Here is a 25,303-nt window from a genome sequence, read left to right as displayed (position 1 = left end):
GATGACGAACCTTCTACTTCAGTCCAGTGCCTCACGATCGGAGAAACCGAGCCATATGCTCGATGAAATCGTCCGCGCCGCAATCCACCCGGCAATCGGAATCGCCCGGGTGGGAAACTCGCTGGAAGAATACTTCACTGCACCCGAGGTACCTGATCCCGAGCCGCGGGATCCCGGCTTCTACAAGGACTCCGCAGGCGCCGTCAAACGCGAGGCCGCACGTTTCCGCATCTACGGATACAACGCGCTGGGCCAGGTTGTCGCGGAACTCACGCCCGACAACGCCGACATCCGCTGGACCGCACGGCTGGCGAACAAGAAGGCGGCCTGGTACCAGTTCCAGCTCGCGCTGGACATTCCCGACGCCGCGCTCGCGAAGCCGTCCGAACTGCGCAACAAGGAGATCACCGGCGACCTGCGCAAGGATCTGGTCATCGACGCCGGCCCGATCACGATCAGCGGGAAGAACACCTGGGGCCCGGACTTCCATTTCCGAGACGGAAAATTCATGGGGAAGGAGGTGTATCTCGGAGAACTGCGTACCGACGCGGACGGTCATCTCCTGGTATTCGGCGGCTTCGGCCAGTCGGCCGCCTACAACGGCAAGCCGGCAACCACCTACGCCAACAACGAGGGCTGGCACGACGACATCGGGGACGGCCCGGTCACGGCGACCGTCAGCGTGGCGGGCCGGGAACTGCCGGTGGATCCCGCCTGGGCACTGGTCGGCCCCCCGAACTACGCGCCCGCCCTGAAGGGCATCCGGACCCTGTACGACCTGCTGTACGACGTGTTCGTCAGCAACGGATCGCTGCCATTCCCCACGAAGGTCTCCTTCACCCAGCACATCGCGCCGGTCCTGCAGCGCTTCTGCGACCACCAGTGGGTCAACCAGGGCTTCGCCGGCTACTACGGCCACAACGGCCTGGGCCCCCTGTTCACCCCGGAGACGCTCAAGCGGCTCAGTAGCAGGTCCACCACCCGCCGCGCGCTGCGCCGTCAGGTCTTCAACGCACTGCGCGACTTCGCACGCGACGGCGCCTCCCCCGTCCCCTGGCCCTGGCTGTACGGGGACGGGATGGCCATCCCGCCGCGCACGCCGCTGCAGCACATGGCGCTCTCCGCGACCCAGTACCGGATGTTCCAGTACTGGGCCGACGGCGACTTCGAGGACGACTGGGACACCCCCGGTGCCACGCCGCCGCCCCGCAACCTCACCGACGTGCCACTGGCCGAGCGGCCGGCCGTCCTGGACCGCGCCGCCCTGGACTCCTGCCTCGCCGACGCCTTCCACCCCGGCTGCGAGGTCACCTGGCCGATCCGGCACCCCTCGATGTACATGGCGCCGTTCCGGATCCGCCACCGCCCGCCAGACCAGCCTGAACCCCAGTACGGCACGGTACTCACCGCCGAGACCGCCCTGTCGGTGAACGGACCGCTCTACGCCCAGGGCCCCGGTGACCTCACCCGCTGGATGGCAGTGCCGTGGCAGACCGACACCGCCAGCTGCCGCTCCGGCTACGAGCTGGCCCTGAGCCCGCGCCACGACCCGTACCTGCCCAGCTTCTGGCCGGCACGCGTCCCCAACCACGTGCTCACCGAGGAGGACTACCAGGTGGTGGTGGACGAGAGCCGCCCACTGCCCGAACGCACCGAGGCCTTCGAGCGACGTGCCGTGTGGCTGCGCGGGCTCCGCGGGCAGAACACCGAGCAGCTCAACCAGATGATCGACGACTGGTACCGGCTCGGCATCATCGAAGTCCGCGACGGCGCCAGCGACTTCCCCGCCCGGATCCAGGTGGAGTCGACGCCGTCCATCGACCTCGAAGGCGTTTCCCCCACCCAGAACCTGGTGACCCTGCACGTGCCGCAGGCCGCCGACCCGGCCATGGCGTCGGTGGCCATCAACCAGGCGATCGCGGTCAGCGGCTACACATCCGACGAGGTGACGGCCGGCTTCATCGACAAGGTCGCACCCTTCCGCGACAGCGCGTGATGCCCGATTCGCCCACCGGCGACGCCGGCCGCTACGAAGTGGTGGTCGCGGGCGGCGGGCCCGCCGGTGCAGCCGCCGCCCTGACCCTCGCCCGAGCCGGCCGCACCGTGCTGCTCGCCGACTCCGGGACCGGGCCGCCCAAGCTCGGGCAAGCCCTGCCGTCCGCGGCCCGCGTCCTGCTGCACGACCTGGGAGCAGGCGAACAACCCCTCACAGCCGGGCATATGACCTGCTACGCCAACCTCTCGTCCTGGGGATCAACCACTCTGGGCCGTACCGACTTCATCAACGACCCGAACGGCCCTGGCTGGCACCTCGATCGCAAGCGCTTCGACCGGTGCCTGCGCCAGGCGGCCCGCGCGGCCGGCGCCCAGGTGGCGGAACGTACCATCGTCCGCCCCAGGACACGGCAACCGGACGGACGCTGGGCGGTCGCGCTACGCGGGCCCGCCTCCCAGCGACTGGTGCAATGCGACTGGCTGGTGGACGCCAGCGGCCGCAGCCAGGCGATCGCCTCGCCCCACCGGGCGGGCCGGCGCCGCACCGACCGCCTGATCGCCACCTGCCTGGAACTGGCGCCCGCCCCCACCGGCCGGGCAACCGAGACCTCCTCGCTGGTCGAGTCCACCGCGGACGGCTGGTGGTACACCGCCCCCCTGCCCAACGGCCGACGCCTGGTGGCGTACTTCACCGACGCCGACCTCGCCGCGCCGGCACTGCGCGACGCCCCGGGTTTCCTGCGGCTGATGCGAAACACCCGGCACATCGCCGTACGCACCCACGCCCATCCGGCGCCGGCCCCGGTGCTGCCCCGACGGGCACCCGCTCACTCCTCCCACCTCGACCAGCCCACCGGCGAGGGCTGGATCGCGGTTGGCGACGCCGCCAGCGCCTTCGACCCGATCTCCTCACAGGGCATCCTCACCGCCCTCTACACCGGCATGACCGGCGCAGCGGCCCTTCACGCCCACCTCGACGGCGACACCGGCGCCCTGGACGCGTACCGCACCAACGTGGCCGCGCTCCTGGCCGCGTACCGGCGCAACCACCACGCCGTGTACGCGCTGGAACACCGCTGGCATGACCGGCCCTTCTGGCAACGCCGACACGCCACCCTCGCGCAGCACACAACCCGAAAGGAATCAGCATGACTGCCCGACACGACCACGAGGACCCCTCCGTCCACTCCTTCATCCTGTCCGGCCGGGACACGGTCTTCGGCTACCACCTGGCCATGTTCGGCATGGCCGAGCACCGCTACCAGGTCGTGCTCCAGTACGACCTGCCCACCGACATCGTCGACACCTACCTCAAGGACCAGGCCGAGCACCCCGCCAGCTGGCACGCGGTGCGCAACACCGCGAACATGGTCCTTCCCCCGATCGGCGACGGCACAGTCACCGAGTACCCGGCCCGGCTCGACCGGGTCACCCAGACCGGCAACGGCGAGGACCGGATCTGGGAACCCATCTCGGGCGGCTTCACCGCCCGGATCAAGCGGGTACTGAACTTCCGCCGCTTCAGCGAGGAGCCCTTCCCCGCCCACCTCACCTACCTCATCTACGGCCGGGGCGACGAGGCCCATATCGCCCACCGCCTGGTCAACCGCCCCCACTTCGAGCAGATCTCCACCCTGCGACAGGTGCCCGCCGGTGTCACCCAGGACGACCTGGCCAGTGCCTTCGAGGTGACCATCCCCTCGGTCCCCGACAACGGGCACAACGGCCTCCCCTGGACCACCAGGCCCCTGCCCGAACGCACCTACGACGCCCAGCTCCACCGCGGCAAGGCGGGCCCCGTACCGATCACGCTCGACATCGGCGACGAAGCCTGGTGGAACATCACCACCCTCAACGCCTGAGCCGTACGGCCGCAGACCAGCACACACCCCTGGCCCGCGGCCGCCCAGGACCGGACTTCAAGCTCCCCAACCCGATGTACTTCCTGCCCTGACCCGGCAGACCCCCCGGCTACCGCGCGGCAGCAGTCTGCCCCGCGGTCGGGTACGCCCGGGCCGCACCGTGCCGCGCCCCTCCCCGGGGCGCGGCACCCGGGACGGCCACCAGACCCCGGCCAGGGCGCCGCGGAGCCCACCGGCGCCTGAGCACAACGGAGCCGACGCATGCTACAAGCGTGGGCGCAACCGGCCGACTCCACGAAGGGCGCGCAGCCCCTCCACACCAGGGCCCTCTCCCGATCCCGGCGCAGTCCCGCGCGGCGACCACGCCCCGGTCCCGGTCGCCGGCCTGCACCTCGACCGCGACAGCAGCCGCATCCTCGGCAACCTTCTGCTCGGATGGCCATGGGTCTTCCAGGACGGTCAACGCGGTGACCCGGAGCACTCGCACTCACGCCTTCGGAGCGGCCCTGCCGTACAAGGCAGCGAGCCACTGGACCCCGTAGTCGAAGGGCACCCATCTGTGCCCAACCACACAGACAACCCCGACGACCGTCGTGCCGGAAAGGACCACATCCGCGCACCCACACGCGTGCCGCCTCCGGCCCAACCATCAGACAGCAGCCACATACAACCCAACACCCATGTCCCACTCCCTGCGACGAACGCCGAACCCTACGCTGCACATGTGGGACATCGAGATACGCCGGTATCACCCCGCCCCCGACCCCGCAGCGGCGACCATGGCATCCCCCCGGATCGCGCCACGATCGCCGCTGCGGGCACCCGCGATCGGCCGCCGCTCGGACCAGGACAACCCTCGCGCTGACATCGACGGCGAAGATCCCTTGCGCCTGAGTGGTGAGAAGGCGTGACCAAGAGCAGTCGGCACGCTGTGGCGCCGAAGCGATGCCGATCGCCCGGGTCGCCTCCGAAGTGGGCTGGAAGTCCGGGGTGCGCGATTCGCCCCCCGGTCCATCTGAGCGAACACCGCGCGGCACGGCTGTTCCACAGGCGACGGGATGGACGATCATCGCCTACCTGACCCGCTATCGGCTCAGCGTCGCCAGGGGTCGAGGTGACGGTGATCGGCGCCAGTTCGGCGGACAGCAGGTCACACAGCGCGACGCCGCCGGCTCGCCCGACGGGCCCGGAGACCACCACAACCTCGGGATCGAGCAGGCAGGTGACGGCCGCGAGCCCGAGCGCGACCTGTGCAGCGAGCTCGTGACGGGACTCGGTCACCGGCGACAGCTCCCCTCGCATCCCGCGCGGCCTGCCCTGTCCGCGAACCGCAGGCCGCCGCACACCTCCAGACTCGCCCTGCGCGCCGACTTCGAGCAACCCGTACCCGGCCCGCGCACGGCTCAGGATGCAGAGGTTCCACGATGGGACAACTCTGGAACCAAGGCGCGTCCACGGAGCCGGCGGACTGCCGGGGCCAGCCCGTAGATCAGCACCGCTCGACGCCAGGCCATGCCAAGCCACACCCCGTAGACCTGGGACCCACACCGATAGGAGGCAGCGGTCATGACCATTGCACGGGACATCATGCACGCCGGAGCGACCTGCGTGCAGGAGAACGAAACGCTGGAAGCGGCCGCGCGGCGGATGCGCGAACTGGATGTCGGAGCCCTGCCGATCTGTGGTGCCGACGACCGGCTCCAAGGGATCATCACCGACCGCGACATCGTGGTGAAGTGCCTCGCCGAAGGCGGGAACCCCACGACCACGACAGCAGGCGAGCTCGCACAGGGCAAGCCGATCACCGTGCACGCCGACGCCGACCAGGCCGAAGTCCTGCAGACCATGGAGGAGCACCGGATCCGACGCCTGCCGGTCATCGAGGCCCACCGACTGGTCGGCATGATCAGCGAGGCCGACATCGCGCGACACCTGAACCAACACGAGCTCGCCGAGTTCGTCGAGGCCATCTGCGCCCCCGCCTGACCATCCGCAGTGAGCGCCGCCAATGGCCTCGCAGAGCATCACCCGGGGCGAGCTGACGCATCTCGGCGTCGAATCCGGCTGGGAGGAACCGGCGGACGCAGCCGATATCCGCGCGGTCGTCGGCACCGGCGCGGAACCCGTCGTCCCCCGCGCCCATCTGATTGGCGGTGAGCCCGCTCCTGGCCGCCTGTACAGGACGAACAAACGGCCAGCGCCACGACGACCAGGGCTGCCAAGAGCAGGACACCCAGCAGAGCCAACGCGTGGCTGCTGCCCCTGCGAGGCTCGGTCTTCATGCCGCCCACCGCCCTTTTCCAGTGTCCATGCACGCCGGACAGACTCGTACCCGACATGGGCCGACCGACCCCGTGGCCTATGACCCCAGGGCAGGCGCAGCTCAGACTGGTGGGAGCGGTGTCACGGTACGCGTGTCCGCTGCGGTGTTCAGGCCATGGCTTCGCGTTCGCCGTCGCCGTCGCCCTCGTCGAGGTGCCGGCGCAGGTCGCCGATGCCCGGTTCGAGTGAGAGCCGGGTGATGAGCCGTTCCAGGGCGTGGGCGGGGTCGCCGAGAAGGCCGCTGACGGTCCTGTGGGACATCCCGTGGTGCGCCGGGCAACGTCATGTCCGACCTCGTACGGGCGAATGCGCCCGCCGCGCCGTCGTGTCAGCGGCACGGCCGGGCCGTCCGTGGTCATCGTTGCCGGTATGACCCCGTTCACGAAGCCACTGGTCCGCGCGATGGCCGCGCTGGCCCTCACCACCACGCTCCTCGGCCTGCAGGCCCCAGCCGGCACCGCGGACGCCCCTCCGATCGCCGGTGTGCAGTACGTCCGGCTCCAGCACCCGGTGCCGGCCTCGCCGCGCGAGGTGACCGAGGTCTTCTGGTACAACTGCTCGCACTCCTACCAGCTCGCGCAGCCGCTGCGCGACTGGGCGGCCCGGCAGAACCCACCGGTGACGATCCGCCACATCCCCGCCGCCTGGCCGGACCAGCCGCAGATGATGGCCTACGCCCGGCTCTACTACACCCTGGACCGGCTGGGACTGTCCGACATCCTGGAACAGTCGGTGTTCCACGCGGTCCGCGACGAGCACTGGGACCTGACCCAGCCCGACACGCTCAGCCAGTGGGCCCAGACGCAGGGAATCGACCCCCAGCTGCTGATGGACGCCTGGAACTCACCCGAGGTACAGCAGGAAGTCCAGGACGCACCAGCCCTGCGGGAACGCTACGAAGTCCACGAGATGCCCAGCGTGATCATCGGCGGCACCTACCGAACCTCACCGTTCCTCGCCCCCGGCGGCGTACCGGGAACCATCCCCGTCGTCGACTACCTGCTGCACCACAGCCACTGACGCGCAGACGACGCCGTCGGCGACGCGTCCAGTGCCACCCGGGAACGCCACCGCCGTCGCGGTCCGTTCCGCCCACGCCGGACTGCGGCGCAGCAGGGCAGTGGCAGAAGCCGTGGCAAGTGCCGTGGCGCGTCCGGCGAGGGCGAGGTGGTCCAGAGCGGCGAGGATCACCGAGGGGTGTCGCTTGCGCGGCATGGGCCTGGTCACCCCACCGCGCACCCCGGGCCGCACGCCGGGCCCTCCGGCTGCACACCGGCGCGGTGCCCGCCGGGCGCTCCCGGCCAGGCCCGCACCCTCCACGGTCGGGCCACTCCAGTCACAGTTGAAACCGCAACCATATGGGGAATCGGGAGCAGCTCCGGCCGTGTCCGCGTGTTCACAGGACGGAACGCCGCCGGACGAGCCGTTCCCGGCACACACACGCTCAAGGCCGGGGACGGCCACCCCATGTTTCCTCGCGCTCCGCAACCACCGGCTCCCCCACGCAGCGGCTTTCCCCGCGCGCCGCAACCAGCCCACGGCGCTGCCGGTGCAGCGAGTCCGGGCAGCGCCGCTGCCACGCGCCCTGGTACCCGGGGCCACGGCGCGAACAGGGAATCGCCAACATCTGTGCCGTGCCAGGTCAGTTGGGGTGTCGCCACACAGTTCAGGGTTCGCGGTGGCGGGTGTTGGCCGCGACTCCCCGCGGTCCCCGATTTTGCCGCTGCCATATGCGGTGACAGGGAACGTGCGCGATGCCAGAGTAGGTCCGTACACGCAACAGTGCGGGACTCCGGCCGGACCCTGCCTCCGTGTCCCGGCGCCCATATCCGCGGCGCCGGACCCCCGAGCACCCTTCGCCTCAGCACACCCCTGCCCGCACCGTGCCGGGCCGGGGCCGGAGAGGAACGACATGGGTTCATGGCAGTGGAACGACCAGCAGAAGCCCTCGGCCACCGTGGGCGTGCGCGCCACCGCGGGGATCATCACCATGAAGGACGACCCGCAGGCCGTCCAGCGCCCGTACGTGTTCGTGCGCGGCTACGACTCGCACCTGCACGTCAACTGGTGGGACGGCAAGGCCTGGCTCTGGAGCGACCAGGGCACACCGGCCGGGCGCACCGTCCTGGAGTCGGTCGGCGCCGTCACCATGCAGGACAACCCGAGCGCGGCGCAGCGCCCGTACGCCTTCGTCATCACCGACGACTCCCGGCTGTGGGTGAACTGGTGGGACGGCAGCCAGTGGAACTGGAGCGACCAGGGCGCGCCCGCCGGGCGTTCGGTGCGTGAGGGCGTGGGGGTCGTCACGATGCAGGACAACGCGAGCGCGGTGCAGCGCCCGTACGTCTTCGTGATCACCGACGACTTCCGGCTGTGGGTGAACTGGTGGGACGGTGCCGCGTGGCACTGGAACGAGCAGGGCACGCCGCCCAGTCGGGCGATCTCCCGTCCGCTGGGCGTCACCACGGTCCGCGACACCCCCGGTGCCGCGACCCGCCCCTACGCCTTCGTCATCACCGCCGACTCCCAGGTCTGGGTCAACTGGTGGGACGGCGGCAAGTGGAACTGGAGCAACCAGGGAGCGCCCTCGGGGCAGCCGGTGAAGAAGGGCGCCGGCATCGTCAACGTCCGTGACAACCCGAACGCGGCGGACCGGCCGTACGTCTTCGTCCAGGGCTTCGACTCGAACCTGTACGTGAACTGGTGGGACGGCAGCCAGTGGAACTGGAGCAGCCAGGGGGCGCCCAGCGGGCGGCTCATCCTCGACTCCGTCGGCGCCGTCACGATGATGGACGACCCCAGCGCCTTCACCCGCCCGTACGCCTTCGTCATCACCGACGACTCCCAGCTGTGGGTCAACTGGTGGGACGGCGGCAAGTGGAACTGGAGCGACCAGGGAGCCCCAGGCGGGCGCATCCTTGAGCGGCCCGGCGAGGTGGTGACCATGCAGGACAACCCGAGCGCGGTCCAGCGCCCGTACGCCTTTGCCATCACCGACGACTCCGACCTGTGGGTCAACTGGTGGTCAGCACCCTGACAACGAACGGCGAGTGGGCCTGCGGGAACGGACTCCGCAGGCCCACCACGCCGACACCCACGGCACGTCCCTGACCAGACGTCACCTGGAACCGGCCGGCGTGCCGATACCGGCAGCCCGCCGGCCGCGCCCCGGACCCGGACGCGGGACCAGACGCAGCAATTGCCTCCACTGGAGCCCTGAGCTCCCACGCCGTGATCGCCTCCCTCTGGTCGTCCAGGCCCGGTAGCCGGCCCGGCTCGCTCCGTCTCCCCTTCCGTTTCACTGCGTCAGTACTCCCGTGGACGCGGCGAAGCGCTTTGCACGCGCGCGTCCAGGTGTGTTCATCGGTCCGCGCGTAGGTGCGGGCATGACTTTTGAGGAGTTCGGTGATCGACAACAAGGGCCTGGTCAAGGTCTACAGCGACACGACGTACGTGTGGACGACCCTGGTGCGCCATGCGGGCACGACGGTGGCGTTCGCGATGGACGACAAGCGGCGGATCTTCTACAGCGTCCTGAACATGGACCTGCAGGACAGCGTGCGCGGGCCGCTGGATGTGGAGTACTGGAACTCCGACCCGGTGCTGTTGCCGTTCCCGGGCGAGATCATCGACTCGGCCGCGGGGGCGGCGCCCTTGGTGGCGGGGCCGGCTGTGCCGGGGGTGGCGGCGATGCCGACGGTCAAGAACGGTGGCACCACCGAGGTGGCGCCGGACCTGCTGATCGTCGAAGACCGTGACCCGTTCCTGTCCTCTACGGCACGGTTGACGGCGCTGGCGCCGGTCCAGGTGGTCTCCGACGGCCGCTACCTGCTGGTGTTCCGCCAGTCGGTCACCGGCAGCGACGCGAACGTGGTGTTCCGGACCACCAGCGGCGGTCTGTCCGGTGACCCAGCGCGCAGCGACTACATGTTGGTGAACGGTGCGAAGGTGCCCGTGGTGGACGCCTCACTGCTGTGCGACCGGTTCGTGCTGGCCGGCTCGGTGCTCAAACCGGTGGTGGAGGTGCGCTACCAGCGCTCGCGCAGCAAGCTCTTCCCCGCTTCCGAGGGCACGGACACGCTGGGGACGCGTGACATGGAGGGCGTGCTGTTCTACGAGCCCACCGTGAAGCTGTCGTTCGTACGGCCGCTGACCCGCGGGGCGTTCAGCGTGCTCTTACTGCCGACCGCGGTGGAGTCCGTCGCACGCTGGCAGATTTTCGCCGCCGACGACGCCACCGGTCGGATCGACAGCTTCAGCTGCGAGCAGAGCGCGGACGGCCTGTTCAACATCGAGGGCACCCAGCTGTGGACCAGCCCCGACGCCAGGTTCCGGCGCTCTGTGCTGGAGCGGGCCCCGGGCATCGATCCGAACACGAACCTGCCGCTGGTGCCGGTGCCGGCCACCAGCGACCGGGCCGGGACCGCACTGCGGTTCGACGCGTCCAAGGGCGGGTTCGTGCAGGTGAGTGACAAGCAGGTCCCGGTGACGGGCAGGTTCACCGTGGAGGCGTGGATCAGGCCGGCCAAGCCCGGCGGGTCGATCCTCGGCAGCTTCGACGAGAACCGCAGGGGCAGCTACAGCCTGAGCCTTGACGGTGACGGCCGCCTGGTGGTCCGGCAGGTCGTGCAGAACCAGCCGGTGTGGACCCTGACCGGCACCACCGTGCTGCCGATGGGCGTGTACTGCCATGTCGCCGCGGTGTTCGACGGGACCTCGGCGACCCTGTACGTCAACGGCGCGGGCGTGGGCACCACGGCGGCGACCCCGGCTCCCAGCCCCTGCGACGGCATCATCGTCGGGGCCCGCAGTTCGGGCGGCACACCGGTGGATCTGTTCACCGGCGATCTCGACGAGGTGCGGATCTGGAGCGTGGCCCGCAGCGACTTCACCGACCGCGGGCGCCGCCTGACGGGGATCGAACCCGGCCTGGTGGCCTATTACCGAATGGACGAGGGCAGCGGGTCCACGATGGGCGACTCGACGCCCAACGCCAACGACGGCCGGTTGACCGGTGGTCCGGTGTGGACGGCCTCGGACGCGCCGATCGGCGACGGCCCGGGGCTGTCACGCGACAGCTTCACCTTCAAGGACCGCAAGGCCGCCGTCGGGATCGCCTCGACGCTGTACTACCAGCAGGAGCCGAGCACCACCGGCTACGGTGTGCAGCCCACCCAGGAGAAGAAGCAGGGCCGGGTGCTGATGGCGACCGCCACCACCGGGCCCGCCCCGGCCGGCGGGTCGGCGGAGCGCGCCTACGTCTCCACGTTGGACTTCGCGGTGACCAAGGACGGGCGCCTGGCGATGGTGCCCGCCCAGATCCCGCTCACCGCGATCGGGCCGGCCGACCCAACGGCCGACCTGGACAAGCTCGGCGCGGCGCAGGGCGCGGTGGCCACCGCCAAGGCGACGCTCAACGCCGACCAGCTGCTGGCCGACAGCTGGGAGCAGACGTTCGCGCGGATCGCCACCGTCGACAAGCAGTTGGCCGACAACAACCCGAACAACTGGAACAACATGTTCCCGGCGTTGCGGCAACCGCAGGTCTCCTTCCAGAACGACCTGCTCCGCATCAGGACCGGTCTGGTGAGCCAGATCCCGCAGATCACGGCCGCCTCGCAGCGCCTCGGCGCGGACCAGGCGGCGCTGACCGCCGCCGAGAACACGCTTGCGGCCCTGTCGGGCCGGATGAAGGGCGGATCGGAGTCGGTGCTGCCGATGCCGCTGGTGGGCGTCGACCGGGCCGGGATGAGCGTGTTCGGCGCGCTGCTGACGTTCGCGTGGACCACCGACGCTCCCGCCCTGCTGGACAGTTCCACCGGCGATGTCGTGCTGTACTTCCGCGGCGGCAGCGGGCAGTTCTTCTCCACGTACTACCCGACCAGCGTCTCGCGGGCCACCAAGTCGATCACGGTCGGCGCGGGCAGTGTGCAGCTGATCGCCCGGGACACCGCCGCGAACCTGGCCGACTTCACCGTCACCATCACCGATGGGGCCACCGGCGACCTGTGCACGGTGACGGTCACCCGCGGCGCGGCCACCGAGACCTTCACCGGCGTGCCCCGTGCCGCCTCCGCGCTGGGCGCCGTCCTCAACGGTGCCCCGAGGCGCGGACCGCTGCTGGGCACCGTGCTGTCCGCCCAGGACACGATCGTCGAACTCGCCGCCCCGCTGACCACCTCGCTGGCCGCCGGTGCGGCGATCTCGGTGGGCGGTAAGGTCCGCACCGTCGCCGACCCGGCTCCGGCCGGCACCACCAAGTTCAACGTCACCCGCGACGGGCTGGCGTCCGCGACCGGCGCGCAGGTGCACACCGTCGTGTACGACTACGCGGGCGCCTCCTGCACCGTTGCGGGGGTGCGGCTGACGGCCGGATCGCAGATCGTCAGCGCGACCACGGTCAACGCCACCGCCGCGGTGCCCAACGGCACGGCCGCGGACCTGACCGGGGCCCTGACCCCGCGCTGGCGCGGCGGCGCCCCCGGACGCGCGCTGTCCTTCGACGGCAAAGCCCAGTACCTGTCCACGCCGCTGGACCCGGCGAAGGTCTATCCGGCCGCCGACCTGACCATCGAGGCGTGGGTCAACCCGACGTTCGTCAATGGCCGCGCGAGGATCGTCCACACCTCCAGCAGCGCCGGAACGAAGGACTACGGGCTCGGCCTGGAGGCCAAAGCGGCCAGCAGCGGCATGCTGTTCTACAAGACCGACTGGGTGGACTGCGGTGACACCCTGGCGCTGGCCGGCACCGACTTCACCATCGAGATGTGGGCACAGCGAGCCAACAACGAGACGGGCACCATCCTGTTCGGCCACGGTGCGCCAACCATGGAGGGGAGCCTGCTCCTGTACTTCGACAACAGCGGCCAGTTCAGCTTCGGACCGTTCGGGCAGGCCCTGATGACCCCGTTGTCCTACCCCGACCTGGAGTGGCACCACTGGGCCGCGACCTACTCGGCCTCGACCCGGCAGCGGACCGTCTACCGCGACGGGGTGCAGGTCGCCCAGGACACCGCGGCCAGCACCTACGCAGGGGTGGGCAAGACCTTGCTCGCCTCCGCGACATTCATGCCCGCGGGCAGCATCGTCTCGCTGGACGAGGTACGCGTATGGAACCGGGTGCGTACCGCGCAGGACATCACCGCGTCCATGAACAAGCAGCTCAGCGGCCAGGAAGCGAACTTGCTGGCCTACTGGAACTTCGCCAACCTGTCGGTGGCGGACCGCTCGGGCAACCGCCACAACGGGCAGATCATCGGCGGCCCCACGCAGGTGGACTCGGGCCTGCGGGGCTACGCACTGATCGGCACGGTCGGGTCGCAGTTCGTCCGCAGCTCCGAGGCCTTCCCGGCTGGGGACTGGGGGCATGTGGCGATGTCGTTCCAGCAGGAATGGGCGATACGGCTGGACGGGTCGGGCTACCTGGACGCCGGCGGCGCCGCAGGGCTCGACCTGGCCGACGACCTGACCATCGAGGCGTTCGTGAAACTCGACACGCTCGGTGTGGTGCAGGGCCTGGTCAGCAAAGGCGCCGTGCTCGCGGGCATCCCCGGCACCGGGGTCCCCTACTCCTTCTACGTCGACCCCGACGGGCAACTGGCCTTCACCTTCGAGGCCGGCGCAGGCGGCGCCGACGCGAGACAGGTCTACCGCTCCGGCCCCGGCAACACCGTCAAAGCGGGGGTGTTCACCAAGGTCGCCGTCACCCGCAAGACCAACGCCGACAAGGACGCCACGGTCGCGATCCGCTTCTACATCGACGGCAAGCCCGTAGGACCCGACCCGTACACCTACACCGGTGCCAAGCCGGTGGGCAACGACGCCAACGTAGAGCTGGGCAGGCACCGGATACGCACCATGCCCTTCGCGCTGAGCGGGGCCCTGTCGGAAGTCCGGATCTGGAACGTCGCCCGCGACAAGGGCCAGATCGGCGCCGGGATCACCGCCAAGGCCCAGGGCCTGACCGCCTGGTGGACCTTCCCCGAGGCCGTCGGCACCACCACAGCGGACGGCTGCGGCTCCTTCCCGGCCACCCTGCGCGGCGTACGCAGGGTGCCCACCGTCGACCCGCTGGGCAACCGTTACACGTTCTACCGCAACGGCACCCCCACCACCGCGGTCCAGGTCACCACCGCCTCCGACCCGCTGCTCACCCAGGGGCGCGGCAGCAGTGCGCTCACCGTAGGGGGGCGCCTGGGCACCGACGGCAAGCTCAGCGACGCGTTCACCGGCGTGCTGGACGAGATCCGGATCTGGCGCACCGCCCGCACCCGCGAGCAGATCCTGGACACCCTGTTCTGCCGGATGCGCGGGGACCGCAAGGACCTCATCGCCTACTACCCCTTCGACGACGCCTCCACCGTGGCCGGCGCAACGGTGACCGACGCGGGTCTGGCAGGTTTGGACCTGGCGCCCTCCAGCCCGGCCCCGGGCATCGCGCTGTCCAGCGCGCCGATCTCGGACGACGCCGCGCAGGTCCGCTCCGCGCTGACCGGCGTCGCCAACTCCTTCAACGCCCTGGTCACCGGGACCCCGGCGGCATCGGAGTACGCCGACGTGCAACTCGACGCCAAGGGCCAGGTCATCGGGGTGATGAAGCGGGCCTACACCTCGCTCCAGGCTGGCTCGTGGGTGCTGACCGGCGGCTTCAAGGTCGGCGACCTGACCACCACCTGGGTCGGGCAGGCCCAGTACGACCCCCAGCTGATCGGCTACCTGGAAGGCGCGCCACCGGTCCCCTCGGAGAACATGATCGCCGGCCTCGGCACCGACGACTGGACCGACAAGTCCTCGGTCAGCTTCGTACAGGCCGACGAAGTCACGAACACCATGTCATCGGACTACAAGACCAGCTTCGACATGACCGCCAAGAGCACCTATGAGCTCAGCGTGACCGGCGAGACCACCATGGTCGTCGCCCCGCTGGGCATCGGCACCGCCAAGCCCATCAAGGTCAAGGGCGGCTACACCGGCACCTCCGAACTGAAGTACTCCAACAGCTGGAGCAACAACACCGAGGTCTCCCAGGGCACCGGCACCACCCGCACCAGCTCGGTCACCCTCACCGGCCGCTGGGAGAGCAACGACCCCGCCAAGCAGGCCAATCCCACCGCCGGCCAGCGCTGGATACCCGCCAACACCGGCTTCGCGGTCGTCCAGTCCGACACCGCCGACATGTACGCGCTCCGGCTGGCCCACTCCGGCGCCCTGGTCGCCTACCGGATGCTGCCCAACCCCGACATCCCCCGTGACTGGAACATCATCGCCTTCCCGATCAACCCCCTCTACACCAAGCAGGGCACCCTGGACGGCCTCATCGGCTACGCCGCCACCGGCCCCAACAACACGCTGGTCGGCTGCCCCGACCCCGCCTACCCCAAGGCCGCCGACACCGGCACGTCCAAGGGCGAATTCAGCTACTACCGCCCCCGCGAGGCGTACGCGATCAAACGCCGTATCCAGCGCGAGGAACAGCAGCTCCAGGGCTTCTACGAGTCGCTCAACACCGACGCCACATCCACGGCCCCCGACCCGGTGGCCGCCGGTGCCACCCGGGTGCTGAACGGCATGATGGGCGGCACCGGCTCCAGCGCAGCCCTGAGCGGAACCGGCGGCAGTGCGGACGCGGCCACGGGGCGCGCGGCCAACAAGGCCGCCTCGCGCCGCAACCTGGCGAACACCTACGTGTGGACCGCAGCCGGCGGCCTGTTCACCGAGGCCACCACCACCACCGACCAGGTCACCCAGGTCACCAGCAGCGACTACACCGTCAGCGGCAGCATCTCCTTCGGCGGCCTGATCGAGGTCGAGGCGGGCGCGATCGGCTTCAAGGCCACGTGCGACGTCGCCCTGGGCGGCGGCCACACAGTGACCCGCAGCAGGAGCAAGGCATCCCAGCGGACGTTCAGCCTGGACGTCGTCGCCGGAGCCGGCCGCAACCTCCAGCAGTACAACGGCACCACGCCTGTCCTCGACGGCGCCGGGCAGCCCGTGCTCGCGCCCGGACGCGTCGACGCCTACCGCTTCATGAGTTTCTACCTCGACAGTTCGGCCGACAACTTCGAGGACTTCTACGGCAAGGTCGTCGACCCCCAGTGGCTGGAGACCGGCTCCGACCCCAACGCCCTCGCCCTGCGCCAGACCCGGCAGAGCCACCGCAAACCCCCCTGCTGGCGAATCCTGCACCGGGTCACCTTCGTCAGCCGCGTCCAGGACACCACCACCGCGGCTCCCTCCCTCGCCAAGGCCATGGGCGCCCTCGGCATCACCAGCGACTACCAGCTCATCAAGAGACTGGAGCCCTACCTGGTCGGCGCCACCACCAATCCCGGCGACCTGACCACCGCAGCCAAAACCGCCATCACCGCCCACTTCCCCGCACTGGCCCCCTACACCGACACCATCACCACCCGCCTGGCCGACTACTACACCCTCACCCCCACCACCCCCGCCCCGACCCCGGTCCCGGCTCCCGCACCCGCTCCAACCAGCACACTGACCGCCGACACCACCACGGTCGCCCGTGGAGGAAGCATCACCTTCCAGTACGCCACCGCACCGGCAACCACCACCCCCAAGAACTGGATCGGCATCTACCCCCCGGGCGTGACACCGCCCGGGGGAGGCGAATCCCTCGCCTTCCTCTACGCCCCCAACGCCAGTGGAAGCCTGACCTTCCCCACCACCGGCCGCATCGCAGCCCCCGGAACCTACGCGGCCTGGTACCTCTACAACGACGTCTACACCCCCCTGGCCGGCCCCCTCCCCTTCACCGTGAACTAACCCACCCCGACCCGGCACCACGCCGCCCGCCCCCGCTCGCGGCATCAGTCCGGCGGCACCGGGCAACCCCACCGGTGCCGCCGTCGGCCCAGACCTCGGCCCGGCCGTCGAAGGGGCCGGCGACAGGGCCGTCGGCGGGTCGGCGGGTCGGCTGGAGTGAGTCATCGAGTTCTCCCGGGGCCGGCGCAGGGTGGTGCCTGCACAAGACGCGGGTCATGCCGCACCCGACAGCCGGGCCCGCCGTAGCACCCCGGCGGGAGATTCTTCGGCCGCCCGTACAGGGAGCAGTGCAGACTGTTCCGTGCCGGGGCCCGGGGCGAGGCGGGGACGGTCACGGCCATGTCGGGTCCTCGGGGTCGGTGAGGTCGTAGCAGAAGTCCAGCGCTCGGGGCCGGCCGATGAGCAGCATGTAGACGGCGTCCTCACCGGCGCCGGCCAGCACTGCGGCCTCGGTTTCGGCTTCGTCGAAGTTGCGTACCGGGCGGCAGAAGAGTCCGGACGCTGCGGCGGCGGAGCACACGTGCTGGGCGGCGGCCCCGGCGGTCAGCAGCAGGTTCGGATATCCGTCCGCGCCCTCCTGCCGGACCGTGGCGTCCACCTCGCCGGTCATCACCCACACCAGGTTCAGCCCGGTGACGTCGACCTCCGCCGGGCCGAAGCCGGAGGCGGACTGGAGCCACTCCGTGGCCGGTCCGCGTTGCAGGAGTACCAACCCGTGTGAATCCGCCGACGCTCCGTCCAGCCTGTGGACTCCGTCGTGGATGCCGGTCACCCCGCGGACGGCGAGTCGGTGCCGCAGCCTGGCCACCCCGGGCCGGTCCGCCGGTGTGCGGGCCAACGAGCCGACAGGGGGGCGGCTGTCGCGGATCAGGCGGTGCAGCAGTTCGGCGGCCAGCGGTCGGGGATCCGCGGACAGGCCGCGGGGACCGAGCGCCCCGCTGCGTACTGGGGCGACCTGGCGCCAGGGCCGGACTGTTGACCCATCTGGACTGGGTCTCAATTCCTGGGTGAACGTCAGCTCGACCATGGCGTCGGATGTACCGCCGGTGCCCCCGACTGAGGTCCGCACGGCCAGCCCGGCAGCGAGGCCCGCCTCGACCAGCGCGGAGCTGAGATGCCCGGCCTCCAGTAGCGTCAGCGCCTCGCGCAGGGTGCCGTATCCCTCGGACAGTCGGCCTGGGTCCACAGTCAGTTCGACGGTGACCGAGGAGACCGCGGAGAGTCTCGGCAGCTGCCCCTCTCCCTCCAGACGGAGTCTCACCGGATCGACGGCCCACCGCTGTCCGGCGATCCGCAAGGCCGTGTCCGCGAGATAGGCGCAGCGTGGGGACGGGTAGGCCCGGTGGTCGTTGTGGGCGTTCCAGGGCTCCCAACGGCGTGGGGCCAGCGCAGCGGTCAACGCCCGCACCAGGGCCGGGCCGAACGACGGGATGTCGGCGAGGGCGCTCAGGGCCACGGTGTGCGCTGCTCGGTTCCGGACCGGGTGCACTGCACGGGCCGGTGCCCGGACCGACTTGCCGGGTCCATGCGCGTAGGCCGCAGCCAGCGCGGTTCGCTCACGGTCGAGGCGCGGGACATGGGTGCCGCGAAGGTCGGCGGGCACGACGTCTGGGCGCGGAGGGTCGGTCATACCTGCCCGTTCAGGGAAAGGGGTGAGGGTCGAGGGCCAGTTCCCGGTATGCGGGGCGGGCCGACAGCCGGCCCAGCCGCCAGGGCACGTCCAGCAGTCGTGGGATGCCTCGGGTGCGGCGGTAGACATGGCCGAAGGTCATCGGCAGCGCGCCGGGCACCAGCACCTTGGCCGCGTGGAGTCCGAGGGTGTCGCGGACGACCGGGTCGGTCTGGTCGACGACGATGACGTCCATCCCGGCACCCACGACGCGCTCGGCCAGCTCCGTCAGCAAGACCCCGAGGTCCGCGACGGGCTCCGGCGAGCCGGCCCAGATCTCACCCCAGGGCTGTGGCAGCGCGTCGTCCGCGAGCAGGAACTCGTAGCGGGCGCGGGCCTCGGCGAGCGTGTAGAGGTCGGTGTGGTCCTGCAGTGAGGTGATCCGCTGCGGCTCGTTGAGCATCCGTCGCAGCCTGTCCTGCTCCCGTTCCCGCTGGTACGCGCCGGGCCCGATGGACCCGCCGGATGACGTGCGCGCCCGCTCGGCGGTGGTCTGGACGTTGACGAACGCCTCCACCACGGCGGAGCGGATGGCCTGCCGAGGGTCCGGATGCGCGCCCGCCGCGAAGAATGCGTGGGGCGCGGAGGACTTGGCGTCGCGGCAGAGCACGAGCGAGGCCACGGCGGGGACGCCGAAGTCATTGCTGCTGTCGAAGAGCAGCAGGTCGTAGCCGCGGGCGTCGAGTTCATCGACCACATGGCCCACCAGGGGGTCCTCGTGCGGCGGGGCGACCGGGGTCAGCGGGGTCCGCGCATACCAGGCCATCAGGAATGCATCCCGCTCGGCGACTTCGAGCAGGGCGTAGAGGACCGCCTCCTCCAGGCTGTTGCCGAGGCCGCAGCCGTTGGAGGTCTCCAGGATGAACGGCGTCTCGCCACCGGAGCGTGGCGAGTGCGGGAGGCCCCAGTAGGCCACCTGCTCGGGTACCGCCAGCGCCCGGTCGCGGCCCATCGACCAGCCGTACACCCAGTCCGTGGTCAGGTCAGGCGTGTAGTGGGCGAGCCGGAACTGCGGCAGTTCCTCCAGGTGCGGCTCGTACAGCCCGAGCAGGGCCGGATCGAGGGCGCGCTCCTGTCCGAGCTCGGCGAAGCTGCTGCGCACCACGGTCCGCTTTCCGCGGGGGTCCATCCCGGTCATTCGCTCGACGGCCTCGAACAGCGCGATCCGCTCGGCGTCAGCGAAGGTGAGCGCGCGACCGTAGCCGCCGTCGCGTTGCTCCCGGTCACCGACCACGGTGGCCTGGGCGAGGGCCAGCGGATCGGTCCCGCGGCGCGACAAGCTCGCCACCGGGCCCAGCCGCTCGTCGACCAGTGCGGTGCGCAGCCCCGCACCGGTCGTGGCCGGATTGTCCTGCCGTAGCTGGTAGGGGTCGGCCAGGGGGCGTGGAGCAGGAGCGAACCGGGCGCCTTCGGCCGTGTCCTCGGGCAGTGGCCCACAGACCGGGCAGCCACCGCGGCGGGGCCTGGCCCGGTGGGTGGAGCAGGAGCCGTCGTCGGTGCGCACCGCCCACACCGTGCCCGGCCGGTGGGCGCCCGCGGCGAGGGCGTCCGCGGCGAGGGCGGCGAGCAGAGGCAGCATGGTCGGCGCGGGAACGCCGCCGAGGCGCAGATCGCCCTGGCGCCGCGGCGTGCGGCCACCGATGGTCGCCAGTCGCTCCACTTCGGCGCAGCCCAGGCAGGCCGGGGCGTCGCGGTGCAGCAGAGGCCCGATCAACGCGGTGGTGCCGTCGACCCGGACAGGCAGCAGCGTCGCTCCGGTCTTCCAGGCGTGGGCGGACAGGGCCGCGGCCTGCTCGGGGGTCCATTCGTCCAGCGCCACCACGGCGACGCGGGTGGAGACGGAGACGGGGACCGAGTCGGTGCCGGGTCGAGAGTCAGCGCCGGGGTGCGGTGCCGGGGCAACCGGATCCGTCGGCAGGGCAAGAGCGGTCTGAAGGTCCAGGACCGGCCACGCAGCCGGACCGGAGTCGGCCATGGCGGCGGCGAGCAGGTCGCTGAGGCGGTGCGCGTCCGGTGGGGCTCCGGTCACGGCGCGACTCCCACGGAGACCAGTCCGGCCGCTGCCAGGGCCCGGGTCAGCCGGCTGTTCGGCTCCAGCGGCACGGTGGGCGGCGCATCGATGCCGAGCAGAATCCGCATTCTCTGTTGCAGCCCGTCCTCGCGTTGGTACGTGGCGGCGAGCCAGGTCCGTCCATCGGAGGTCGTGGAAGGGTCCGGCTCCTCCGAAGCAGGCAGCGGGAAGGCACCGCAGAGCGCGTGGGCGATGGCCGTCGGGTCACCGCCGGCGGCCCGCCACTGGAGCACTCCCGCTGCGGTCAGCGCGCAGAACGCCGCCGCATCCGCCGCAGTGCTCTCCACCGCCCAACCCAACTGCTCGGCACCAGTGCTCATTTCGGCGTGGTAGAGGCCCGTGGCCAGCCGCCGTAGCCGCAGGTCCGCCTGGACGCCGAAGCGCAGGGTGACCGCCTTGAACCAGCGCCGGGCCTCCGGGGACCGCGCCCACTCCGCTTCGTCCAGCTCCGTGGCTGCGAGGTGCGGACAGCGCAGGCGAACCAGGCGGCGCAGAAGAACCCCCTCGGCGTGCCTGGTGTCGGCGCCCACGACAGCACCGGCTTCGCCGTTCAGCCCGAGCAGGCGTTCGACTGCGCCCAGTGCGGCAGCCAGTCGAGCCCTGCGGCTGTCGGTGCCGATACCGTAGAGAACCACGTCGCCGACGGCGTACTGGGCGAGTCCGGTCGGCAACTGGGGCAGATCGTCGAGATCCACCGGGGGCAGCACCCCGGTCTCGGGGTCGCCCAGCATCTCCACGCGGGTCAGCGCGGTGTCCAGGTCGGCCGGTTCGCCGCCCGGTGGAAGAACGGTCCCGGCCGATGCCGGCCACGGATGGTAGGCGGCGCGCAGCGGGTCGAGGCGGGCGATGAGGGCTGTCGGGTGGCCGGGCGGCGTCGATGCCCCGGCTGCGGCGGCAGCCGGGGTGACGGTCGCCGCGGAGGCGGTGGCGGCGGATGCGGTGGGCGCCGATCGCCTGGCGGCCGGGGCGAAGATGTCCGCGCCGGGGTCGGGCAGTCCGGCGATCGCACACACCAGACGGTGTGCCGCGGCGCCGCCGACCAGCGCCGCGAGGACCGCCGGTGCGGGCGGCCCGGCCGGTAGCCCGATCCGCTCGGCGAGTGCCTCCGCGTCGCGCCGTGCCGACTCGGTGGTTCCGGTCGGGGTCACCAGGCCGACGTCACCGACCGCGGCCACCGCCACCGCTACTTCGTTGGCACTGAGCACGACCGGCACGTTCATCGGATGCGCAGTCAGCCCGCCCATGCCCGATCCGGCCTCGGCCGGCGCGCCGAGGAGCTCTCGCGGGCGGAGCACCCGCACTCCGGCCCCGGTCAGGGCACGGGCAGCGGCAGCGGCGACCGGACCGTCCTCGCCTACGACGACCGCCGCGCACCGCAGCCGTTCCCACGCGTCGAGGGGATCCGGTGCCACCGCCGCCAGCCAGCCGGCGATCCGCGCGGGGGGATCATCGGGGCCGAGCGATTCGCCCCAGCCCGGCGGTATCTCGACCAGCATGTCGTGGTCGTGCAACTGCTGCGCCAGCGTCTCGATCGCGGCCCGGACGGTCGGATTGGGGGCCAGCTCCAGCAAGCCCTGGTGCGAACGGCCGTCAGCCAGGGCCAGCGAGATCAGCTGCCACAGCCGCCACAGGCCGGAGGATCCATTCATGGTGAAACTGGAGCGCGCGCCGCGCACATGGATTCCGTCGCGGATCGGGCAGGCGTGCACAATCGGGCGCAGCCGCAGTGTCAGGGCGGGGCGGGTCACGTCGACCGTCGAGGGAAATGCTCTGGTCACGGCTGGCTCCGGTAGGTCTCGGCGACGATCTCGACGGCACGCTGTCCAGCGGTGGGCTCCGGTAGCGCCTCTTCCAGGATCAGGGTCCCGGGGTAGCGCGCGAGGGTGCGGGACAGGCAGCGCACATGCAGGGCGCTGCCCAGGTCCAGGTACTGGGACTTCGGCGTGCTGAGGTAGGCCGGGATCGCGCGCGGCCCGGCGCCGTTCCCGGAGGCGCCACCGGACGCCTCCGCCGGGGCCGGTGCACGGACGGCGGCGGAGAGGAAGACCCGCTCGGGAATGCCCAGCGCCGCCCGCCAGCGGGCCACCACCTGCGCGGCCGGTCGCCGGTCCAGCTCAGCGCGCCAGGCTCGTGCCATCTCCGCGGGCAGCCGCCACTGGGCGCGGGTGAGGATCACGTCACGGTAGCGCAAGCGGGGCCGGTACCGGACACGCCCCAGGACGGTGTCGAGGTCCCGGCCCGGCACCAGCTCGCTCCCCAGGTTCACCACGTCCCCGCCCAGGTCGTTCGCCAGCGGACGCCAGTGCGCGGGCAGCGCGATCGGCATGAGAAATCCCAGGTAGAGAACGTTGATCAGTTCGCCCGTGGCGGCGACCCGAAGGCGCAGCTGATCACCGACGGTGTCGTGGACCAGCTGGAGCTGCTCCGGCCGAAGCGTGGACCACTCACCGCTGTCGGACACCTCGTCAGCGACGATCCTGGGATGGAGGTTGGCGTTGAATCCACCCACCGGGCGGATCTGCGCGACCCGCTCCGCGGCTCCGAGCGTCGCCGCGAGTTGCGCGGCCACCTGCTCCCTCGCCCGCGGCTCCAGCTGGTCGAGGAATCGGCTGGTGAAGCGGCCCCAGCCGCCGTACACATGGTTGACCAACAGGCGGGTTACGCCGCCGACCGGAACCGGCTGCATAAACACTCCGTAGGACACCGGACGTTGCCGGAGCCAGGTTGGGCTTCGCCGTGCCGCATCGTCGACCACCGGGTCCGGCAGGACCACTTCACCGACCGCCCCTGCGGCGGGGACGGTCGTGCGGACCCTGGCGGCCAACTCCGCGCGCAGGCGCAGCAGATCACGCACTTCACTGCTCAGCCCGGCGTCGACGCCGGGGTCGCCGGGGGCGTCCCGTTCAAGCAGCGAATCGCAGCTCCCGCCGACGCCGAACCGTGCGACGAACCGGTCCCGGGCCACTCGGCGGGCCATCAGGTGTTCGTCGAACAGCTCGAACAGCGGAGCCAGCCGGGCCAGGTCCGGCAGGGCGCCGACACCGTGAGCGGGGCCGAGGTTCAGCACCCAGCGGGTGGTGACGTCCTCAGTCAGTGGCGTGCGGCGACCTCCCGGAGCGGCTCCCGCCAGGGCGAAGGCCCGCGACCAGTGGGACCGGATCCGGGCCAGGCGTTCGGGCCGGGCCGTCGCCGGCAGGGAGGCATAGCTCTCGGTGTCCGCCTCGATGTCGGCGAGGACCACCGCCAGATCAGAGAGGCCGATGTCGACCAACCAGTCGGTCGCCTGGCGGACCATGTCCGCGGCCTGCGGATCGAACGGGCACTCAGGCCGGAGCAGACCCTGACCGATGAGCCCGTCGACATACGCCGCCGCGGCGAGCCGCGCCTGGTCCGGAGCTCCGGGCAGCCGGGCAGCGATGCCGGCGGCGAGATCGTGCGGCCGCGCCGGGCCACCGTCCGCGATGTGGGCCAGCACCTGGCGCAGCGGTGCCGTCAGTGGCAGCGCGACCTGCTCCTCGACGACCATGTCGTGCGGAGAGGCCGCGTCCGCCTCCGGACGCCGGGAGTAGCACACCTGGGCCCCCTCGCAGCGCAGCCCCGTCGCCAGGCGGTGGCCGAGGAATGCGCGCAACTCCACTCGTCGGAGCACTCCTTGGAGGAGTGTGTCCAGCGCCAGCCGCTCCACCCGGGCGACGGCGGTCACAGCGGTGCGCCCGGCTCGGCCCGCTTCCCGCCCCGCGGCGTCCTGGTGCCCCTCACGCCATTCGCCCCAGCCGACCTGCGTGAACCAGGACAGCGGGACTGTCCTGGTGACAGCGCGCATGGCGTACCGCAGTACCGTGGGTTCGGACTTGCGGCCCTGCCGGTCCGGGGCGGCCCCCTGGACGGCCGCCCGCTGCACGGCGCGCAGCAGGTCCTCGCTGGTTCCTGCCACGGCCCGCTGCAGTTCCTCGCTGCGGCAGAGCGCCGCCTGCGCGGTGCGATCGGCCGCCAGCGCCGGGGCGGTGAGAGCGACTATCGCCTGGTCGATCCGATCCATCTCGTCGCGTGCCGACAGCCATTGGTCCAGCAAGGGCAGTTGCTGAGCCAGATCCGCGACTGCCGCCCGCAGCAACGGTCGTGGCGACCGGCCGTTGTGCACATCGCGGCGCAGTGGCACCAGCACCCGCGCACGGACGTCCGCTTCCGCGGTCCCGACCAAGTCATACAGGGCGGCACAGAGTTGGGTGCTGGAGTGTTCGCACCAGCGCGTCAGCTCGACCAGGCGTCCGACGCGTTCGCGGTACTCGGTGCTGACCGGCGCGGGCTCGGGGGCGGCGAGCGCGACCATGCGGACCAGTCCGTACGGTGCCACGGTCACCTCACCCGGGCGGACGCAGGACGCCTCGGCGCTGCGTACTGTCGTGTCGGTCATCCGCTCCCCGTCTCCTCGGCCCGCAGCACCGCCGGTCCGCGCGCCCTGGCCACAGGCATCTCCACGCGCCATGGTCGACGTTCGCAGCCACGTGTTTCGGTGGCATCGGTAGAAGTGCCTAATCGCGTACGTAGGTCTTCGGCAAAGGGGCTTCGGCATCTGATTGCGGTACGGCGGATAGGTACTTC

At 71.1% G+C, this 25,303-nt stretch carries 12 protein-coding genes; 7 read left to right on the top strand and 5 right to left on the bottom strand.

Annotation, left to right across the window (positions count from 1 at the left end):
- Window positions 1–55 precede the first annotated feature (55 nt).
- The 4 genes from ABH925_RS10600 (at window position 56) to ABH925_RS10585 (ending at window position 5,843) form a co-directional block, all read left to right on the top strand.
- Window positions 56–1,996, top strand: a complete 1,941-nt coding sequence (locus ABH925_RS10600; RefSeq protein WP_370147106.1) for a LodA/GoxA family CTQ-dependent oxidase — start codon at window positions 56–58, stop codon at window positions 1,994–1,996.
- Window positions 1,996–3,147 carry an NAD(P)/FAD-dependent oxidoreductase gene (locus ABH925_RS10595; RefSeq protein ID WP_370147105.1) on the top strand — a complete coding sequence of 384 codons (1,152 nt, stop codon included), beginning with the start codon at window positions 1,996–1,998 and terminating at the stop codon, window positions 3,145–3,147. The genes ABH925_RS10600 and ABH925_RS10595 overlap by 1 nt, the downstream gene beginning before the upstream one ends.
- Window positions 3,144–3,857, top strand: coding sequence for a hypothetical protein (locus tag ABH925_RS10590; protein WP_370147104.1), 714 nt, complete (start codon window positions 3,144–3,146; stop codon window positions 3,855–3,857). Before ABH925_RS10595 ends, ABH925_RS10590 begins: the two co-directional genes overlap by 4 nt.
- Before the next feature lie 1,566 nt (window positions 3,858–5,423).
- Window positions 5,424–5,843, top strand: coding sequence for a CBS domain-containing protein (locus ABH925_RS10585; RefSeq protein ID WP_370147103.1), 420 nt, complete (start codon window positions 5,424–5,426; stop codon window positions 5,841–5,843).
- Between the two features lie 444 nt (window positions 5,844–6,287).
- Here the strand turns inward: ABH925_RS10585 and ABH925_RS10580 are convergent, their stop codons facing one another.
- Window positions 6,288–6,440, bottom strand: a complete 153-nt coding sequence (locus ABH925_RS10580) for a hypothetical protein (protein WP_370147102.1) — start codon at window positions 6,438–6,440, stop codon at window positions 6,288–6,290.
- A 108-nt stretch (window positions 6,441–6,548) separates the two neighbouring features.
- On the opposite strand from ABH925_RS10580, the gene ABH925_RS10575 reads away from it, so the two are divergent.
- The 3 genes from ABH925_RS10575 (at window position 6,549) to ABH925_RS10565 (ending at window position 16,961) form a co-directional block, all read left to right on the top strand.
- A complete protein-coding gene (locus ABH925_RS10575) occupies window positions 6,549–7,199 on the top strand; it encodes a thiol:disulfide interchange protein DsbA/DsbL (protein ID WP_370147101.1) in 651 nt (216 codons plus the stop codon).
- A gap of 892 nt (window positions 7,200–8,091) precedes the next feature.
- Complete coding sequence (locus ABH925_RS10570; protein WP_370147100.1) at window positions 8,092–9,216, top strand: hypothetical protein; 1,125 nt, start codon at window positions 8,092–8,094, stop codon at window positions 9,214–9,216.
- A 368-nt stretch (window positions 9,217–9,584) separates the two neighbouring features.
- Complete coding sequence (locus ABH925_RS10565; protein ID WP_370147099.1) at window positions 9,585–16,961, top strand: LamG-like jellyroll fold domain-containing protein; 7,377 nt, start codon at window positions 9,585–9,587, stop codon at window positions 16,959–16,961.
- Between the two features lie 331 nt (window positions 16,962–17,292).
- Here the strand turns inward: ABH925_RS10565 and ABH925_RS10560 are convergent, their stop codons facing one another.
- Genes ABH925_RS10560 through ABH925_RS10545 form a run of 4 tightly spaced genes read right to left on the bottom strand, consistent with a single transcriptional unit; the run spans window position 17,293 to window position 25,115 of the window.
- Window positions 17,293–18,591 carry a hypothetical protein gene (locus tag ABH925_RS10560; protein ID WP_370147098.1) on the bottom strand — a complete coding sequence of 433 codons (1,299 nt, stop codon included), beginning with the start codon at window positions 18,589–18,591 and terminating at the stop codon, window positions 17,293–17,295.
- Window positions 18,592–18,601: 10 nt separating this feature from the next.
- A complete protein-coding gene (locus ABH925_RS10555; protein ID WP_370147097.1) occupies window positions 18,602–20,659 on the bottom strand; it encodes a TOMM precursor leader peptide-binding protein in 2,058 nt (685 codons plus the stop codon).
- Window positions 20,656–22,479 carry a hypothetical protein gene (locus tag ABH925_RS10550; RefSeq protein WP_370147096.1) on the bottom strand — a complete coding sequence of 608 codons (1,824 nt, stop codon included), beginning with the start codon at window positions 22,477–22,479 and terminating at the stop codon, window positions 20,656–20,658. Before ABH925_RS10550 ends, ABH925_RS10555 begins: the two co-directional genes overlap by 4 nt.
- On the bottom strand, window positions 22,476–25,115 hold the full coding sequence (locus tag ABH925_RS10545) for a lantibiotic dehydratase (protein ID WP_370147095.1): 2,640 nt from the start codon (window positions 25,113–25,115) through the stop codon (window positions 22,476–22,478). The genes ABH925_RS10550 and ABH925_RS10545 overlap by 4 nt, the downstream gene beginning before the upstream one ends.
- Window positions 25,116–25,303 lie beyond the last annotated feature (188 nt).

It is taken from the genome of Streptacidiphilus sp. EB129, from assembly GCF_041262645.1.
Classification (GTDB): Bacteria; Actinomycetota; Actinomycetes; order Streptomycetales; family Streptomycetaceae; genus Streptacidiphilus.
The sequence above is the reverse complement of the archived record's forward strand: the minus strand, read 5'-3'. Positions and strand labels throughout refer to the sequence as shown.

Coding starts and splice junctions, on each gene's coding strand:
- ABH925_RS10580 (WP_370147102.1), bottom strand. CDS start 6,440: ATGTCCCACAGGACCGTCAGCGGCCTTCTCGGCGACCCCGCCCACGCC.
- ABH925_RS10590 (WP_370147104.1), top strand. CDS start 3,144: ATGACTGCCCGACACGACCACGAGGACCCCTCCGTCCACTCCTTCATC.
- ABH925_RS10575 (WP_370147101.1), top strand. CDS start 6,549: ATGACCCCGTTCACGAAGCCACTGGTCCGCGCGATGGCCGCGCTGGCC.
- ABH925_RS10595 (WP_370147105.1), top strand. CDS start 1,996: ATGCCCGATTCGCCCACCGGCGACGCCGGCCGCTACGAAGTGGTGGTC.
- ABH925_RS10560 (WP_370147098.1), bottom strand. CDS start 18,591: ATGACCGACCCTCCGCGCCCAGACGTCGTGCCCGCCGACCTTCGCGGC.
- ABH925_RS10585 (WP_370147103.1), top strand. CDS start 5,424: ATGACCATTGCACGGGACATCATGCACGCCGGAGCGACCTGCGTGCAG.
- ABH925_RS10570 (WP_370147100.1), top strand. CDS start 8,092: ATGGGTTCATGGCAGTGGAACGACCAGCAGAAGCCCTCGGCCACCGTG.
- ABH925_RS10600 (WP_370147106.1), top strand. CDS start 56: ATGCTCGATGAAATCGTCCGCGCCGCAATCCACCCGGCAATCGGAATC.
- ABH925_RS10545 (WP_370147095.1), bottom strand. CDS start 25,115: ATGACCGACACGACAGTACGCAGCGCCGAGGCGTCCTGCGTCCGCCCG.